Below are 17,123 nucleotides of genomic sequence, written 5' to 3'. Positions count from 1 at the left end.
CCACCAGCAGCGGCAGCGGCTCACTGCCGGTGACCAGTTCCCGCAGCGGATGCCGGGCCAGCACCGCGTCCACCTCCGGCGTCAACGCCGCCGCCAGCCGGGACGCCGCCGGACGGCTCTCGTCGCGCAGGGCGTCCACGGCGGCCAGGAGGACGCCTCTGGACCCGGAGTCGGGCACCTGGGCGGCCGCCCGCTCGTGCAGCCGGGCGCCCTCCTCCAAGACGACCTCGGTGTCCATGCCCGCCGGGATCTTGATCCGCGCGTGGTGCCGCCAGGTGGTGACCGGATCGCCCCACGCCTCCACGGTGTACGTCCACAGCCCCGGCTCCCCGGCGGTGACGGTCGCCCCCCACCTGTCCGTGCCGGGCGCGAGCTCCCGCATCGGCGTGAACGGTCCCGGCCGCCCCTCGGGATCCCTCAGCACCACATTGGCGGCCACCGCGTCGTGCCCCTCCCGGAACACGGTCGCCGAGATCTCGAAGGTCTCACCGGTCACGGCCTTCGCCGGCCGGCGCCCCTGCCGGACCATCGGCCGGACGTCGAGGACGGGAATGCGCCCCACGGCGGTCGCAGGGGCCGGTGCCGCGGGGGCGGGCGGCGGGGGGCCGGTCTCGGCCGGGCGGGCCGGAAGGGATCCGGCGCCGCGCTTCACGGGGGTCCGGGCGGCGCCCGGTGCCGGAGGGGATGACGAGTGGTGCTTGGCGGGCATGACCGCTCCTGTCCGCGTCAACGTGGGTGGGCGGATGACTGTGGGGAGGTGGGTCCTGCGTGGTGCTGCTGAGGGAGTACCCGCAGGAGCCTTCCCACACTGTTCGGGTGGGCAACCCGGCACTTTGTTAACTACTCACGCGTATGTCGACATACAAGACCGGCCCCGTCCGCAGGGGGCGGGGCCGGTCGTCGGTGGGCCCGCTCCCACGGCCGCCGGTGCCGTCCGGTGCAGCCCCGGACGGCCGGCGCCCGGCGCCCCGCGCGGGAGCCGCTACGCGCGCGGAACCTGGAGCAGCCGGTCCGGCGAGCCGGGCCCGCGCCCGGCCACCTTCCCGCTCGCCGCGCCCTCGACCAGCGCGTTCGCCACCTGGGCCGGGGTTGCCCGCCGGTGCTCGGCGAGATACAGCGCCGCCGCGCCCGCCACGTGCGGGGCCGCCGCCGACGTACCCGAGGAGGTGGCCCGCGCGGTGTCGCTCGCGGCGGAGGCCGAGGTGACCGACACCCCCGGGGCGAACAGATCGAGCGCCGAGCCGTGGTTGGAAAAGGCCGGTTTCTTGTCCTGCCGGCCGGTCGCGCCGACCGTGAGGGCCTGCTTCACGCTCGCCGGCGAGTACAGCGCGGCCGGCCCGCCCTCGTTGCCCGCGGCGACCGTATAGGTGACCCCGGAGGCGATGGAGGCGCGGACGGCGGCGTTCAGTTGTGCGTTGTACGGGCCGCCCAGGCTGAGGTTGGCGACGGCGGGCTTCCTCGCGTTCCGGGTGACCCAGTCGATGCCGGCGATCACCTGGGCGGTGGTGCCGGCGCCGGTGTCGTCCAGGACGCGTACGGAGACGACGTCCGCCTTCCCGGCGACCCCGTACGAGGCGCCCGCGATGATCCCGGCGACCTGCGTGCCGTGTCCGTTGCCGTCCTGCGCGATCCGGTCGTTGTCGACGAAGTCCCAGCCGTGGCGGGCCCGTCCGGCGAACTCCTCGTGCGTGGCCCGTACGCCGGTGTCGATCACGTAGACCGTCACCCCGGCGCCCGCCGGCCCCGGCCGGGTGTAGCGCCCGTCCAGCGGGAGATCCCGCTGGTCGATGCGGTCCAGGCCCCAGGGCGGGGGACTCTTCCGGGTGCGGTCCGACGCCACCCGGGTGTCCTGGACGACCGAGGCGACCCGCGGGTCGGCGGCCAGGCGCCGGGCCTGTTCCGCGTCCGCACGTACGGCGTACCCGTTGAGCACCGTGCCGTAGGTGTGGCTGACTCTCGCCCCGTATCTCGCGGCGAGGGCCCGGCCGGCCGCCGAGCCGGCCGTCGTCCCCTCCTTCAGCGTCACCAGATAACCGCCGGTCACGGAGCCGGGTGCCCCGGCGCCGAGTATCCGTCCCTGAGGTGCGGAGTGCGCGGGCGGGACGGCGGCCGAGACCGCCGCGGTGCACAGCACCGCCGTCATGACCCCCGCCCGGCGCGCACGCCGTCCGCGTGTCCGTGCCATGGTCCGGGTTCCCCTCCTCCACTCGGCGCGTCCGGCACGGGCCGGTACGCCAAAGGGGAAGCGTCTCGTGCGGGACGAAGCGCGACAAGAACGCCCATGGGGGCGGAATCGGCCATATCCGTCGTGAAGTGAATCGTTTGACCGGGCACGTGAAGGTACCCGTGTCCCCCGGCCTCCCACGCGGACCGTGTCCGCGCCGGTACTGTCGGCAACGACGCCCGGACGCACACCGCGTCTCTCACGAACGCGCCGAGGTGACTTGTGAAGGCGATCCGTCGATTCACCGTCCGACCCGTGCTCCCCGAACCCCTGCGCCCCCTGAGCGACCTGGCCCGCAATCTGCGCTGGTCCTGGCACGCCGGGACCCGTGACCTGTTCCGCTCCGTCGACCCCGAACGCTGGGCCGCCGCCGGCGACCCCGTACGGCTGCTCGGCAGCGTGGCGGCCGAGCGGCTCACCGAGCTGGCCGACGACCGTGACTTCCTGGACCGCCTCGATACGGCCGCCGCCGATCTGGACGCCTATATGACCGGTGACCGCTGGTACCAGGAGCAGACCGACCGGCTGCCCGCCGCCGTCGCCTACTTCTCCCCGGAGTTCGGCATCACGGCCGCCCTGCCGCAGTACTCCGGAGGACTCGGCATCCTCGCCGGCGACCACCTCAAGGCCGCCAGCGACCTCGGTGTCCCCCTCATCGGCGTCGGACTGCTCTACCGGCACGGCTACTTCCGCCAGTCCCTGTCCCGGGACGGCTGGCAGCAGGAGCACTACCCCGTGCTCGACCCCAACGAACTCCCCCTGGACCAGCTCGAGGAACCCGACGGCACCCCCGCCCAGGTCACCCTCGCCCTGCCCGGCGACCGCTCCCTGCGCGCCCGGATCTGGCTGGCCCAGGTCGGCAGGATCCCGCTGCTCCTGCTGGACTCCGACGTCGAGGAGAACGGCCTCGGCGAACGCGGGGTGACCGACCGGCTCTACGGCGGCGGCAGCGAGCACCGGCTCCTCCAGGAGATGCTGCTCGGTATAGGAGGGGTCCGCGCGGTGCGTACGTACTGCGCGCTGACCGGGCACGCCGCGCCCGAGGTGTTCCACACCAACGAGGGCCACGCCGGCTTCCTCGGCCTGGAGCGCATCGCCGAACTGCGCGCCGACGGGCTGGACTTCGACGCGGCGCTGGAGGCGGTCCGCGCGGGGACCGTGTTCACCACCCACACGCCCGTCCCGGCCGGCATCGACCGCTTCGACCGCGAACTGGTCGCCCGGCACTTCGGCCCGCACGCCGAACTGCCCCACATCGAGGTCGACCGCGTCCTCAAGCTCGGCACGGAGAGCTATCCCGGCGGAGAGCCCGGCCTGTTCAACATGGCCGTGATGGGCCTGCGCCTGGCCCAGCGCGCCAACGGCGTCTCCCTGCTGCACGGCAACGTCAGCCGCGAGATGTTCGCCGGACTCTGGCCGGGCTTCGACCCGGAGGAGGTGCCCATCACCTCCGTGACGAACGGGGTGCACGCGCCCACCTGGGTCGCCCCCGAGGTGTTCCGGCTCGGAGCCCGGCAGATCGGCGCCCAGCGCACCGAGGAGGCCCTCAGCGTCGGCGACTCCGACCGCTGGGACTCCGTCGCGGACATCGCCGACCGGGACATCTGGGAGCTGCGCCGCTCCCTGCGCGAACTGCTGGTCCTCGAGGTGCGCGAGCGGCTGCGCGCCTCCTGGCGGCAGCGCGGCGCCGGGACGGCCGAGCTGGGCTGGATCGACGGGGTGCTCGACCCGGACGTGCTGACCATCGGCTTCGCCCGGCGCGTCCCGTCGTACAAACGGCTGACGCTGATGCTGCGCGACCGGGACCGGCTGACGGACCTGCTGCTGCACCCCGAGCGGCCGGTGCAGATCGTGGTCGCCGGCAAGGCGCACCCGGCGGACGACGGCGGCAAGCGGCTCATCCAGGAGCTGGTCCGCTTCGCCGACGACCCGCGCGTACGGCACCGGATCGTGTTCCTGCCCGACTACGGCATGGCGATGGCGCAGAAGCTCTACCCCGGCTGCGACATCTGGCTGAACAATCCGCTCCGGCCGCTGGAGGCGTGCGGGACCAGCGGGATGAAGGCCGCGCTCAACGGCTGCCTCAACCTGTCCGTCCTCGACGGCTGGTGGGACGAGTGGTTCCAGCCCGACTTCGGCTGGGCGATCCCCACGGCGGACGGGGCAGGGACCGATCCGGACCGGCGCGACGCCATAGAGGCCGCGGCGCTGTACGACCTGCTGGAGCAGCGGATCACCCCGTGCTTCTACGGCCGGGGGCAAGGCGGGCTGCCGGACCGGTGGATCGAGATGGTGCGGCGGACCCTGAGCCTGCTCGGGCCGAAGGTGCTGGCCGGGCGGATGGTCCGGGAGTACGTGGAGCGGCTGTACGTGCCCGCCGCGCACGCCCACCGTGCGATGGACGCGGACGCGGCGCGTGCGCTCGCCAAGTGGAAGGCGCGGGTGCGCGCCGCCTGGCACGGGGTGGCCGTCGACCACGTCGAGACGTCCGTGACGGCGGCCACCGCGGAGCTCGGCAGCACGCTCGCGCTGCGGGTACGGGTGGGGCTGGGCGGCCTGAAGCCGGAGGACGTCGAGGTGCAGGCGGTGTCCGGGCGGGTGGACGGGGAGGACCGGATCACCGGTGCGACGTCCGTGCCGCTGAAGCCGGTGGGCGCGCCGGACGCGGAGGGGCGCTGGGTGTACGAGGGGCCGCTGGCCCTGGACCGTACGGGGCCCTTCGGGTACACGGTGCGGATCCTGCCCAGCCACCGGCTGCTGGCGTCCGGTGCCGAGCTGGGGCTGGTCGCGGTGCCGTCGGAGGACGTGGTGGAGGCGGCGGGGCTGCTGATGCGGTGAGGCCCCTCGGGGCGGGCGACGGCGCGGTGCCGAGGGGCACCGCGCCGGGGCGTGGGGGGAGGGGGTGCGGGATCGGCCCGCGCCGGGGTGTGGGGGAGTGAGGCGTGGGATCAGCCCGCGCCGGGGTGTGGGGGAGTGAGGCGTGGGATCAGCCCGCGCCGGGGCGTGGGGGGTGAGGCGCCGGATCAGCCCGCGCCGCAGCTGCCGACCGATGGTGCCGGGCTGGAGGGCCCGCTGGCGGTGAAGCCGAACGACGTCGACTGTCCCGCGCTCAGGGTGCGGTTGTGGCCGGCCGGGGTCACGGTCACCACGTTCCCGCTCCTGCTGGCGGTGCCGTTCCAGAGCGAGACGATCGTCTGGTTGCCGGCCAGCGTCACCGGCACGCTCCAGCCGGAGACGCCGCCGCTGCCCGCGGTGATGGTCACCTCACCGTTGAAGCCGTTGTTCCACGCGTTGGTGGTGCGGTAGGTGGCGCTGCAGGCACCCGGCGGCGGTGTCGTGGGAGTGCCCCCGTCGCCGCCGTCGCCGCCACCACCGAGGGTGACGTTGGAGCTGCCGGTGCTCTGGTAGCCCTCGGTGGCCATGATCATGTAGTAGGTGAAGGCCCCCATCGGCATCCCGGCCGCTTCCCAGGCGTCGAAGTGCGTGCCGGTGTGGATGGTGCCGCTGGACCGCTTGCTGTTCCGGACGCTCCAGTACTGCTGGAAGGTCCGGGTGCCCTCCACCGACGGCGCGTTGGTCCGCGTGGACTCGTAGATCGTGTACGTGCCGCCGTCGTCGTTGACCGTGCCGCGCCGCTGGCCGGCCGACCCGGGGTTGTACGGGCCGTGGTTCTCGACGATGTAGTACTCCACCAGCGGGTTGGAGGTCCACCCGTACAGCGCCAGATAGCCGTTGCTGCCCGGGTCGAACGTGCCGGAGTAGGTGACGCTCCGGCGGCTGCCGTTGCTCCAGCCGAGGCCGCCGACCCAGTTGTTGGTGTTGCTCCACCGGCTGCTGTACTGCCCGGCGGCTCCCAGCGTCATGGTGACGGAGCCCGGGTCGTCGGTCCAGAAGGAGTAGTAGTACCCGTTGTACGTGCCGGTCGCGTTGCTGGTGAGGACCTGGTCGGCCCGTGCCGTGCCGGGCAGCAGCAGTCCGGAGCCCGCCGCTGCCGCCAGTGCCCCGGCACCGCCGAGGACGAATCGTCTGCGGCTGACCGGACGTGGGCCGAAGCCGTGGGGGGATTCGCTCATGGGACTGTTCCTCCTCGTGAAGAGCACATCAGTGACGGGGAGACACGCCGAGCACGCCTCGGCGCTCACCAACGAGGTGACAGGGGGCAGGTCCCGCGTCTGCGACGGGGGACCGCGGAGCGCCACAACAGTCTTCCGCGGGAGAGGAGTTGTCAATGGTTTCGTAATGTCCCCGAAAGTATTCGGTGCCGTGGACCGTTGCCGTAACTGGGGCGAGGTGGATGCGTCGGGCGCCGGTGGAGGGGGTGTCGGGGGCCTCACCGGCGCGGCGGCTCGAAACTTTCGAACCCTTTCCGGTGTCACCGTCCGGGCGTCAGTCCTCCTCGACGCCCCGCGTTGCCAGGCGGCGCAGCACCTTGCCGCAGCGGCGGGCGTACGCGTGCTGCATCGCGCGGGTGGCCGGGCCGCCCGCGCGGGAGTACCAGCGGGCCGGCCGGCTGAACGCCTCCACGGTCAGCCACACCGTGCCGTCGCCGGTGCGGTCCACGACGAAGGACTCCTCGCCGCACTCGGGGTGCCCGGCCAGGGTGCCGTACGCCCAGCCGGCCCTGCGGTGCTCCTCCACCGTCCACACCACCCGGCAGGGCGCCTTCACGACCCCGGCGAGGGTGATGGTGACGTCGACGTCCGGGGCCGCGCGGTCGGCGGCGGTCTCGACACCGACCCCCAGTTCCCGGTGCAGCTCCCAGGTGAGCAGCGCCTCGGCCGCCTGCCGGAAGACCGCCTGGCCCTCGCCGAGGCGGGTGCGGACGCGCATCGGGTGGAAGCCGGGAGGGCAGGAACCGGGTTCCCGGGTCGCGCCGACGTGGTCGTAGGTGAAGTCCGCCGAAGACATGGGACCCAAGAGTAGGGCGGCGCCCACGCCTTGGAGAAAGGCGGGGCGCCGCTCGTCGCACTCGTTCCCGGTTTACGGGAAGGTGAGCTTCCAGCCGTTGATGTAGCCGGTGTCGTACCGTGCCCGGTCCTGCACCCGCAGTCGCCAGGTGCCGTTGGCGGCCTCGGAGGAGGCGTTGACCGTGAAGGTCTGGTCGATGTTGTCCGCGGAGCCGCCGCTGCGGTTGCGCAGGTTGTACACCGTGCCGTCCGGAGCCAGCAGGTCGACGATCAGGTCACCGCTGTAGGTGTGCACGATGTCGACCGCGACCTGGAGGTTGGAGGGCGCGTTGCCCGTCCGCCCGGAGACGGTGATCGAGGACGTCACCGCGGAGCCGTAGTCCGGGATGGACACGTCGGTGTCGCTCTCGAAGGACGTACCGCCGCCGCCACCGCCGCCGTCGGAGCGCGAGCCGACGTTGATGGCCGCCCACGCGTCCTGCACCGCCTTGTACTCGGCGCTGTCCGTGCCGTACAGCTCACCGGTCGCCGCCAGGGTGCCGGTGCGGGCGCCCGCGTAGTTGGTGGTGGAGGTGAACTTGGTGGTCAGCGCGCGGAACCAGATCTTCTCCGCCTTGGCGCGGCCGATGCCGGTGACCGGGAGGCCGTCCGAGGTGGGCGAGTCGTAGCTGACACCGTTGATGGTCTTGGTGCCGCTGCCCTCGCTCAGCAGGTAGAAGAAGTGGTTGGCGGGGCCGGACGAGTAGTGCACGTCGACGTTGCCGATACCGGAGTACCAGTAGTCCTTGGACGCGCCGTCCTTGCTCGGCTCGTCCATGTAGCGCAGCGGGGTGCCGTCGCCGTTGATGTCGATCTCCTCGCCGATGAGGTAGTCACCGACGTCGGAGGAGTTGTTGGCGTAGAACTCGACGGTCGAGCCGAAGATGTCGCTGGTCGCCTCGTTGAGGCCGCCGGACTCGCCGCTGTAGTTGAGGCCCGCGGTGTTCGAGGTGAGGCCGTGGGTCATCTCGTGCGCGGCCACGTCGATCGCGGTGAGCGGGTTGGCGTTGCCGGAGCCGTCGCCGTAGGTCATGCAGAAGCAGCTGTCGGACCAGAAGGCGTTGACGTAGTTGTTGCCGTAGTGGACCCGGGAGTAGGCGCCCGTGCCGTCGCCGCGGATGCCGCTGCGGCCGTGCACGTTCTTGTAGTAGTCCCAGGTCAGCGCGGCCCCGTAGTGGGCGTCGGCGGCGGCGGACTCCGCGTTGGAGGGGCTGCCGTTGCCCCAGACGTCGTCGGAGCCGGAGAACAGCGTGCCGGTGCCGGAGGTGCCCCGGTTCAGGTTGTACGTCTTGTGCCCGCCGCGCGCCCCGTCGGTGAGGTTGTACGACGACCCGGACTGGGTGGTGGTCAGGTCGACGGTGCCGCTGTAGACGGTGTGGCCGGTTCCGTTCCGGACGGCCTGCCACTCGTACAGCTTCTCGCCCGTGGTGGCGTCGGTGACGACGTGCAGCTCCTGCGGGGTGCCGTCGTGCTGGAGGCCGCCGACGACCGTCTCGTACGCCACGACCGGCTCGCCCCCGGCGGCCCAGACCACCTTGCGCGGGGCGCGGTCGACGTCGGCGCCCTTCGCGTCCTCGGCCTTCGCGGCGGACAGGGCCTGCTGCTCGGCCTTCGCGGCCGGCACCTCGGCGGTGGTGGTCGCGGGCTTCACCGCGGCCCGGGTGGCCTTGACGACGGCGTCGGCCTCACCGGCGCTGTCGCCCTGGACGACCAGATCGCCGCCGAGGACGGGCAGACCGTCGTAGGTGCGCTCGTAGCGGACGTGCACGGTGCCGTCGCGGTCCTTGAGGACGTCACGGACGACGAGCTTCTCCTTCGCACCCAGACCGAGGTCCTCGGCGGTCTGCGCCTTGGTGGCGTTCGCCTCCCGGATCAGCGCGGCGCGCTGGGCGGGGGTGAGTTTGACCGACTCGGAACCCGGCTTCGCCTTGCTCGCCGCCGCCGGTGCCTGCTCGGGGGCGGCGGTGGCGCTGCCGGACTGCACGGCCGTGGCGATCAGCGCGGCCACCCCGGCGAGGGCGACGGCGGCGGCACGGCGGTGCGTGGCGTGGGGGGTGCGTCTGTGGGACGGCCTGCTTCTCAACGCTGACTCCTTCTGCGGGGCCGCGGATCGCGCGGCCTGGGGAGACCGGACGGCGGGTGGGCCGGCCGGGCAGAACGGAAGTGCCATTCGCTGTGGCCGCGGGGCAGCGGTGGGGTGGTGCTGCGGGGTTGCTGTCGAGCGGCCGTGGGAAGAGTGGCAGGGGATCGCGGTTTCTGTCAGGAGCGCGTCAGGAATTTGGCCGGAAACCGTTCGTTGTCCGGGAGTTCGGGTTCGGTATACGAACAGTTGGGGGTGGGGGTGCGGGCGGGGTGGGATTCGGTGTTTTTCGCCCCCGCCGCCCCTTCCCTTCCCGTCCCTGGGGGCTGCGCCCCCAGACCCCCCCTATCGGCCCTTCGGGCCTCGTCCTCAAGCGCCGGACGGGCTGGTTGTGCCGGACGGGCTGGAATCGCCGTGCCAGGAGTGCCACAGGCTCGCGTACGCCCCGCCGGCCGCCACCAGGGCGTCATGGGTGCCCAGTTCCGTCAGGCGGCCGTCCTCCATGACGGCCACCCGGTCGGCGTCGTGGGCGGTGTGCAGGCGGTGGGCGACGGCGATGACCGTACGGCCCTCCAGGACGGCCGCCAGCGCGCGCTCGGTGTGCCGGGCGGTCGTCGGGTCGAGCAGCGCGGTGGCCTCGTCGAGGATCAGCGTGTGCGGGTCCGCCAGCACCACCCGCGCCAGCGCGAGCTGCTGCGCCTGCGAACCGTCGGTGGCATGACCCCCCTCGCCCAGCTCCGTGTCCAGCCCGTCCGGCAGCTCCCGCACCCACGCCTCGGCGCCGACCACGGCCAGCGCCGCCCACAACTCCCCGTCCCCGGCGCCCGGTTCGGCGATACGCAGATTGTCGCGAACCGACCCGAGGAACACATGGTGCTCCTGGGTGACCAGCACCACCTGCCGCCGCAGCCGCTCCGGGTCCAGGCCGGACACCGGCACCCCGCCCACCGTCACGCTTCCCGCGGTCGGCGCGTCCACGCCCGCCAGCAACCGGCTCAGGGTCGTCTTGCCCGCACCGGACGGCCCCACCACGGCCAGCCGTTCGCCCGGAGTCACCGTCAGATCGACCCCGCGCAGCACCTCGCCGCCGCCGTCATAGGCGTAATACACACCCGTCACGTCGATGCGGTCGTCGGCCGGATCCGGACTGTCGCCCCGCTCCGCCGCGCGCGGCGCCCGCGCCAGCCCTTCCACCCGGGCGAAGGAGGCACCGCTGGCCTGCAACTGCTCCAGCCGCATCAGCACCTCGTCCAGCGGACCGCTCAGCTGCAGCAGATACAGCGAGGTCGCCACCACCTCCCCGAGGCTCACCGCACCCCGCCCGTGCAGCCACCCGCCGATCAGCAGCACCCCGGCCACCGGCACGATGTACGACACCTCCACCACCGGGAAGAACACCGTGCGCAGGAACAGCGTGCGGAACCGGGTGCGGCGGGAGGTCTCCAGCGCCTCCCGGCCGGCGCGGATCCGCCGCTCCTGGAGCCGGAACGCCTCCACCGTGCGGGCCCCCGACGCCGTCGCCGCGACGGCCTCCGCCACGTCCGAGTTCGCCGCCCCCTCGGCGAGGTAGGCGTCGCGGGCCCGGCGCAGATACCAGCGCAGCACGCACCAGATCGGCGTCAGCCCGAGCAGCCCGAGGAAGCCCAGCAGCGGGTTCACCACCAGGACCGCACCCATCACGAACAGCGACTGCACGGCGTTGACCAGCAACGACGGCCCGGCGTCGCGCAGGGTCGTACCGACGGCGGTGACATCGGCCGTCCCCCGGGCCGTCAGATCACCCGTGCCCGCCCGCTCCACCACCGACGAGGGCAGCGCCAGCGCCCGGTCCACGAACCGCTCCCGCACCCGCGCCAGCGTCCGCTCCCCGAAACGGTGCCCCACGAACCGGGCCCAGCGGGACAGCAGCAGCTGCGTGACGGCGCACAGCAGGATGACCGGCGCCAGCCGGTCCACCACCGCCGGCCCGCCGCCCTCGCGCACCTCGTCGATGATCCGCCCCAGCAGCCAGGGCCCGGCCAGCCCCACCACGGCCGCCAGCCCGTTCAGCGCCAGCACACCGGCGACGGCCCGCCCGTCCGCCCGCACCAGCTCCGCGGCGGCCCGCCGCACATCGGCGGGCCCGGCCAGGGGCAGTCGTTCCCCGCTCATCCTGCGACCTCCTCGGCGGTGGTCTCCCCGGCGTCCCTGGCCACCAGGTCCCGGTAGGCGGGTTCGTGGTCGAGAAGTTCCTGGTGGCTGCCGCTCGCGGCCACCTTCCCGTCGACCAGGAAGATCACCTCGTCGACCCGCGTGAGCATCAGCGGCGAGGTGGTGGCCAGCAGCGTCGTACGGCCCCCGCGGGCTTCCCGCAGCCGGTCGGCGACCGTGGCCTCGGTGTGCGCGTCGAGCGCCGACGTGGGCTCCACCGCCAGCAGCACCTCCGGGCCGGCCAGCAACGCCCGCGCCAGCCGCACCCGTTGCCGCTGACCGCCGGAGAGACTGCGGCCCTGCGCGGACACGACCGAGTCCAGCCCGTCGGGCAGGCCCCGCACGATGTCGTCGGCGGCCGCCGCGCGCAGCGCGCCCAGCACGTCCTCGTCGGACGGATCCCCGAGCCCGGCCACCACCTCCCGCAGCGGACCGGCGAACAGGTCCGCCTCCGCGTCGGCGACCAGGATCCGCTCCCGCACCCGCGCGAGCGCGATCTCGTCCAGCCGGACCCCGCCCCAGGTCACGTCGGACGGCGCGTACCGGCCCAGGCGGTCCACCACGGCGAGCGCGTCGGCGGGACGCGCGGCGGTGAGCGCGGTCAGCCGGCCCGGCAGCAGCCGTACCCCCGACTCCGGGTCGTACAGCACCGAGGGCTCGGCCGGGGCGTCGGCGGTGGCGGCGTCGGCCGGCGGCTCCAGCCGCAGCAGCGCCGTCACCCGCCGGGCGGCCACCACACCCCGGCTCAGCTGGTATCCGCACTCGACGAGGAACATCACCGGCCACACCAGTACGGTCACATAGCCGTACACCGACACCAGTTCGCCCACGCTGATGTGCCCTTGCGCGGCCTGCCGCGCCGCGATCCAGGTCACCCCCGCGAGGAACAGCGTCGGCAGCCCCGCGGCGAGCGCCTGCATCCAACTGGTCACGGCCCCGACCCGGTAGCCCTGCTCCCGCAGCCGCCCCGAGTCCCGGCGGAACGCCTCGGAGACCAGGTTCTTCCCGCCCAGCCCGCTCAGCACCCGCAGCCCGCCCGCCAGATCACCGATCCGCGCGGTCAGCACACCCTGCCGCTCCCGGTACTCCGTCTCCGTGTCCTGCAGCCATCCCGCCAGCGGTCCGACGGCGAGCCCGACCACCGGCACCCCGAGCAGCACCACCAGCGCCAGCGGCGGCGACACCGACCACAGCAGCCCGGACACCACCAGATACGCCACCACCGCGCCGACCCCCGGCCCGACGGCCGTGAGCGACTGGGAGATCATCTGCACGTCGCCCACCCCGATGGTGACGACCTCCCCGGCCCCGGCCCGCCGCTCCAGCGAGGCGCCCAGCCGCACCGTCTGCCCCACGACCACCTTCACCGTGCGGAAGTTGGCGTCCATCCGCACCCGCGTCATCGTGCGGTGCCGCATGACACCCAGCCACGCGTTGACCACGCACACCACGAACAGGGCACCGGTCCACCACGCCAGCGCCCCCATGTCCCCCGGCTCCAGCCCCTCGTCCACGGCCCGGGACATCGCGTACGGCGTCGCCGCCAGCAGCACCATCCACACGCAGCTCAGCACCGCCCCCGCCGCACACCGCCCCGGCTGCCGCAGCACCAGCCACCACAGATACCGGGCCCCGCCCCGCCGCTCGGGCGTACCGGGATCCTCGTACGCGTCGATCACCGCTCGTTCTCCCCCTGTGCGCCGTCGCGGTCAGGCCAGACTGTCCCGCCAGGCCCGGTGCAGGTCGGCGAACCTGCCCGTGCCGGCGATCAGTTCGGCCGGGCTGCCGTCCTCGACGATCCGGCCGTGTTCCATCACCAGCACCCGGTCGGCGATCTCCACCGTCGACAGCCGGTGGGCGATCACCACCGCCGTACGGCCCTTCAGCACCGTCGCCATCGCCCGCTGCACCGCCCGCTCACCGGGGATGTCCAGCGAGCTGGTCGCCTCGTCGAGGATCAGCACCGCCGGGTCCGCGAGCAGCGCCCGCGCGAAGGCGACCAACTGGCGCTGGCCGGCCGAGATACGGCCGCCCCGCTTGCGTACGTCGGTGTCGTAGCCGTCGGGCAGCGCGGCGATGAAGTCGTGCGCGCCGATCTCCTTCGCCGCCTGCTCGATCTCCTGGCGGGTGGCGTCCGGCCGGCCGATCGAGATGTTCTCGGCGACCGTGCCGGAGAACAGGAACGCCTCCTGCGTCACCATCACCACCTCGCGCCGCAGATCACGTCCCGTGAGGTCGCGCAGGTCCGTCCCGTCGAGCAGCACCCGGCCGTCGGTGGGGTCGTAGAAGCGGGCGAGCAGCTTCGCCAGCGTCGACTTGCCCGCGCCCGTCGAGCCGACGACGGCGACGGTCTGCCCGGCGGGGAGGGTGAGGCCGAAGCGGGGCAGCACCTCACCGCCGGTGCGGTACGCGAACCGGACGTCGTCGAAGACGACCTCCCGGCCGGGGAGCCCGGGGCGCCGCTCCGGCAGCTCGCGGGGGGCCGTCGGCTCGGGCACGGACGGGGTCTGCGCCAGCAGGCCGGCGATCTTCTCCAGCGAGGCCGCCGCCGACTGGTAGGAGTTGAGGAACATGCCGAGGCGGTCGATCGGGTCGTAGAGGCGGCGGAGGTAGAGGACCGCCGCCGCCAGGACGCCCAGTTCGAGGCTGTCGTCCGCCACCCGGTAGGCGCCCCACAGCACGATCAGCGCGACCGTGGTGTTGGCGGCGATCCGGGAGCCGACGACATAGCGGGCCATCTCGAGCAGCGCGTCGCCGTTGGTCCGCTCGTGCCGCCGGTTCAGCACCGCGAACTCGGCGTCGTTGGCGGCCTCCCGGCGGAAGGCGCGCACCGGCCGGATGCCGTTCATCGTCTCGACGAACTTCACGATCACCGCCGCGATGGCCGTCGACCGCTTCCGGTACACCCGCCCCGCCCGCCGCCGGTACGACCGTACGAGCAGGTACAGCGGCACGAACGACGCCACCGCGACGGCACCGAGGCCGAGGTCCAGCCAGAGCAGCAGCACCGAGATGTAGACGGCGGAGAGGATGACCATGACCAGTTCCTGCAGGCCCTCCTCCAGCAGCTCCCGCAGCGACTCGACGTCGGTGGTGGAGCGGGAGATGAGGCGGCCCGAGGTGTAGCGCTCGTGGAAGTCGACGCTGAGCGCCTGCGCGTGCCGGAAGATACGGCCGCGCAGATCGAGCAGCACGTCCTGGCTGACCCGGGCGGAGGCGGTGACGAACCCGTACTGCAGCGCGCCGGCCGCCACCGCGCACAGCAGGTAGCCGACCGCCACCGCGATCAGCGGCCCGTTGTCGTCGCCGCGGAACGCGGGCACGGCCCGGTCGATGGCGTACGCCACCAGCAGCGGGCCGGCCTGCACGGCGGCCTGCTGGAGCAGCAGCAGGAGCGCGGTGACGGCGACCCTGCCGCGCAGGGGGGAGAGCAGGGAACGCAGCAGTACGCCGGTGGCACCCGGGGGAGTGGGCAGCTGGTCCCGGTCGAAGGGGTCGTCGGACGGCGGGGTCCGGTCGTCGTCCTCGTCCCGGGCGGGGGCGGGGGCGGTGGTGGTGGTCGCCGTCATCGCTCGTCGTCCTCCTGGGTTCCCGCGGGGGCGCCGGACATGAGGTGCGCGTACTCGGGGTTGTCGCGCAGCAGTTCGTGGTGGGTGCCGACCGCGGTGATCCGGCCGCCGGAGAGCAGGGCCACCCGGTCGGCGAGGAGGACCGTGGAGGGGCGGTGGGCCACGATGAGGGCGGTGGTGTCCGCGAGCACGCGCCGCAGCGCGGCCTCGACGGCGGCCTCGGTGTGCACGTCCAGGGCCGACAGGGGGTCGTCGAGGACCAGGAAGTCGGGGCGTCCGACGACGGCGCGGGCCAACGCGAGGCGCTGGCGCTGGCCGCCGGAGAGGCTGAGGCCCTGCTCGCCGACCTGGGTGTCGGTGCCCTGGGGGAGCGCGTGGGCGAAGTCGGCCTGGGCGACGGCGAGGGCGCGCTTCAGGTCCGCCTCGCCGTCCCCGCCGCCCATCAGTACGTTCTCGCCGACGCTGGCGGAGAAGAGGGTGGGTTCCTCGAAGGCGACGGCGACGCGGGAGCGGAGCTCTTCTCTGGACATCTCGGTGATGTCCGTGCCGTCGAGGGTGATGCGGCCCTCGGTGACTTCGTGGAGGCGGGGGACGAGGGCGGTGAGGGTGGTCTTGCCGCTGCCGGTGGCGCCGACGAGGGCGAGGGACTCGCCGGGGCGGATGTGGAGGTCGACGCGGTGCAGTACGGGGGGTGAGCCGTCGGGGGCGTCGGGGTAACGGAAGGTGACGGCGTGGAAGGCGAGGCCGGTGTTGCTCTCCCGCGGGCAGTCGTGCCGCTTGGGCGGCACGGGTGGGCGCGGACGGCGCCCGGTAAGCGCCGGGTCGCGCGACTCCCCCGGGTGCAGATCACGCCGCTCGGCGCTTCGAGGTGCCTCCCCCACTCTCGGCTTCGCTCGAGCGGGGGGACCCCCATCGCCCACCCGTGCCGCCCCAGCGGCACGACTGCCCGCAGCGGCGGCGGACCCCGCAGCTCCGGCGGACTGCGGCTCGGCTGGGCCGGATTCCGGCTCTGCGTCCATGACCTCGAAGTAGCGTTCCGTCGCCGTTGCCGCCTCCTGGCTCATCGCCAGCAGGAAGCCGATCGAGTCCACCGGCCAGCGCAGCGCCAGGGCCGTCGACAGGAACGCCACCAGCGTGCCCGCGGACAGGTCACCGTCCGCAACCCGCACCGCCCCCAGCACCAGCGCCGCCCCGATGGCGAGTTCCGGCAGCGTCACGATGACGCCCAGGATCGTCGCCAGCAGCCGCGCCTTGTGCAGCTCCGTCCCGCGCAGCTTCCCCGACAGCTCCCGGAACGCCCGTGCCTGACTGCGGTGCCGCCCGAACCCCTTGATGATCCGGATGCCGAGCACACCCTCCTCGACGACCGTCGTCAGATCACCCACCTGGTCCTGTGCCAGCCGCGCCGCGCCGGAGTACCGCTTCTCGAACACCACACACGTGACCATCACCGGCACGGCCGGCACCAGGATGACCAGCCCCAGCGTCCAGTCCTGGACCAGCATGATGATCACGCCGACCAGGATTGTTACCCCGTTGACCAGCAGAAACGTCAGCGGGAAGGCCAGGAACATCCGCAGCAGCATCAGATCCGTCGTGGCCCGCGACAGCAGCTGCCCCGACGGCCACCGGTCGTGGAACGCGATCGGCAGCCGCTGCAGATGCCGGTACAGACCCGCCCGCATCTCCGCCTCGACATGCGTCAGCGGACGTGCCACCAGCCACCGCCGGAGCCCGAACAGCAGCGCCTCCGCCAGCCCGAGCAGCAGCAGGTACAGCGCGCCCAGCCACACCCCCGCCGGATCCCGGTCGGCGACCGGCCCGTCCACCATCCACTTCAGGACGAGCGGGATGACCAGCCCGATGCAGGAGGCGAGGATCGCGATGAACGCGGCGGTGAACAGCCGCGCCCGCACGGGCCGTACGTACGGCCACAGCCGCAGCAGCGTACGCACGGTGGAGCGGGGTTCCGGGGGAGAAGGTGTAGTGGGCATCAGCAGCGAGCCTACGGATCGCCACTGACTCTGCCCACCGGGTTTCGGCCGGACCACCCTCCGCCACTGGTCCTACGACCTGCGGCTACGGCGAAGTCGTACGCACCGCGTCAGCCGTAC

General features: G+C 73.2%; 10 protein-coding genes. 1 reads left to right on the top strand and 9 read right to left on the bottom strand.

Annotated elements, in window-relative coordinates:
- Together IH50_RS0125145 and IH50_RS0125140 are read right to left on the bottom strand one after the other, a co-directional pair.
- Positions 1 to 709, bottom strand: a 709-nt coding sequence (locus tag IH50_RS0125145) for a maltotransferase domain-containing protein (protein ID WP_030866551.1), incomplete at its 3' end; no start/stop codon positions are given.
- Between the two features lie 273 nt (positions 710 to 982).
- Positions 983 to 2,185, bottom strand: a complete 1,203-nt coding sequence (locus IH50_RS0125140) for a S8 family peptidase (RefSeq protein ID WP_030866547.1) — start codon at positions 2,183 to 2,185, stop codon at positions 983 to 985.
- 261 nt (positions 2,186 to 2,446) lie between these two features.
- Between IH50_RS0125140 and glgP the strand changes: the two genes are divergently transcribed.
- Positions 2,447 to 5,062, top strand: a complete 2,616-nt coding sequence (glgP, locus tag IH50_RS0125135; RefSeq protein WP_030866544.1) for an alpha-glucan family phosphorylase — start codon at positions 2,447 to 2,449, stop codon at positions 5,060 to 5,062.
- A gap of 185 nt (positions 5,063 to 5,247) precedes the next feature.
- On the opposite strand, the gene IH50_RS0125130 is transcribed toward glgP, so the two are convergent.
- From IH50_RS0125130 to IH50_RS0125100, 7 genes are all read right to left on the bottom strand, one after another.
- Positions 5,248 to 6,297 carry a glycoside hydrolase family 11 protein gene (locus IH50_RS0125130; protein WP_030866541.1) on the bottom strand — a complete coding sequence of 350 codons (1,050 nt, stop codon included), beginning with the start codon at positions 6,295 to 6,297 and terminating at the stop codon, positions 5,248 to 5,250.
- Between the two features lie 313 nt (positions 6,298 to 6,610).
- Entirely contained in the window at positions 6,611 to 7,132 is a 522-nt protein-coding gene (locus IH50_RS0125125; RefSeq protein ID WP_030866539.1) for a DUF1990 domain-containing protein, read from the bottom strand.
- Positions 7,133 to 7,204: 72 nt separating this feature from the next.
- Positions 7,205 to 9,253 carry a M4 family metallopeptidase gene (locus tag IH50_RS0125120; protein WP_030866538.1) on the bottom strand — a complete coding sequence of 683 codons (2,049 nt, stop codon included), beginning with the start codon at positions 9,251 to 9,253 and terminating at the stop codon, positions 7,205 to 7,207.
- A gap of 366 nt (positions 9,254 to 9,619) precedes the next feature.
- Positions 9,620 to 11,401 carry an ABC transporter ATP-binding protein gene (locus IH50_RS0125115; protein ID WP_030866536.1) on the bottom strand — a complete coding sequence of 594 codons (1,782 nt, stop codon included), beginning with the start codon at positions 11,399 to 11,401 and terminating at the stop codon, positions 9,620 to 9,622.
- Entirely contained in the window at positions 11,398 to 13,119 is a 1,722-nt protein-coding gene (locus IH50_RS0125110) for an ABC transporter ATP-binding protein (RefSeq protein ID WP_030866535.1), read from the bottom strand. Before IH50_RS0125110 ends, IH50_RS0125115 begins: the two co-directional genes overlap by 4 nt.
- A 30-nt stretch (positions 13,120 to 13,149) precedes the next feature.
- Positions 13,150 to 15,009, bottom strand: coding sequence for an ABC transporter ATP-binding protein (locus IH50_RS0125105; protein ID WP_030866533.1), 1,860 nt, complete (start codon positions 15,007 to 15,009; stop codon positions 13,150 to 13,152).
- On the bottom strand, positions 15,006 to 17,003 hold the full coding sequence (locus tag IH50_RS0125100; RefSeq protein ID WP_063759504.1) for an ABC transporter ATP-binding protein: 1,998 nt from the start codon (positions 17,001 to 17,003) through the stop codon (positions 15,006 to 15,008). The genes IH50_RS0125105 and IH50_RS0125100 overlap by 4 nt, the downstream gene beginning before the upstream one ends.
- Between the last annotated feature and the right edge of the window lie 120 nt (positions 17,004 to 17,123).

The organism is Streptomyces sp. NRRL S-37, assembly GCF_000721605.1.
GTDB lineage: Bacteria > Actinomycetota > Actinomycetes > Streptomycetales > Streptomycetaceae > Streptomyces.
This window is presented reverse-complemented; position numbering and strand designations above follow the sequence as displayed.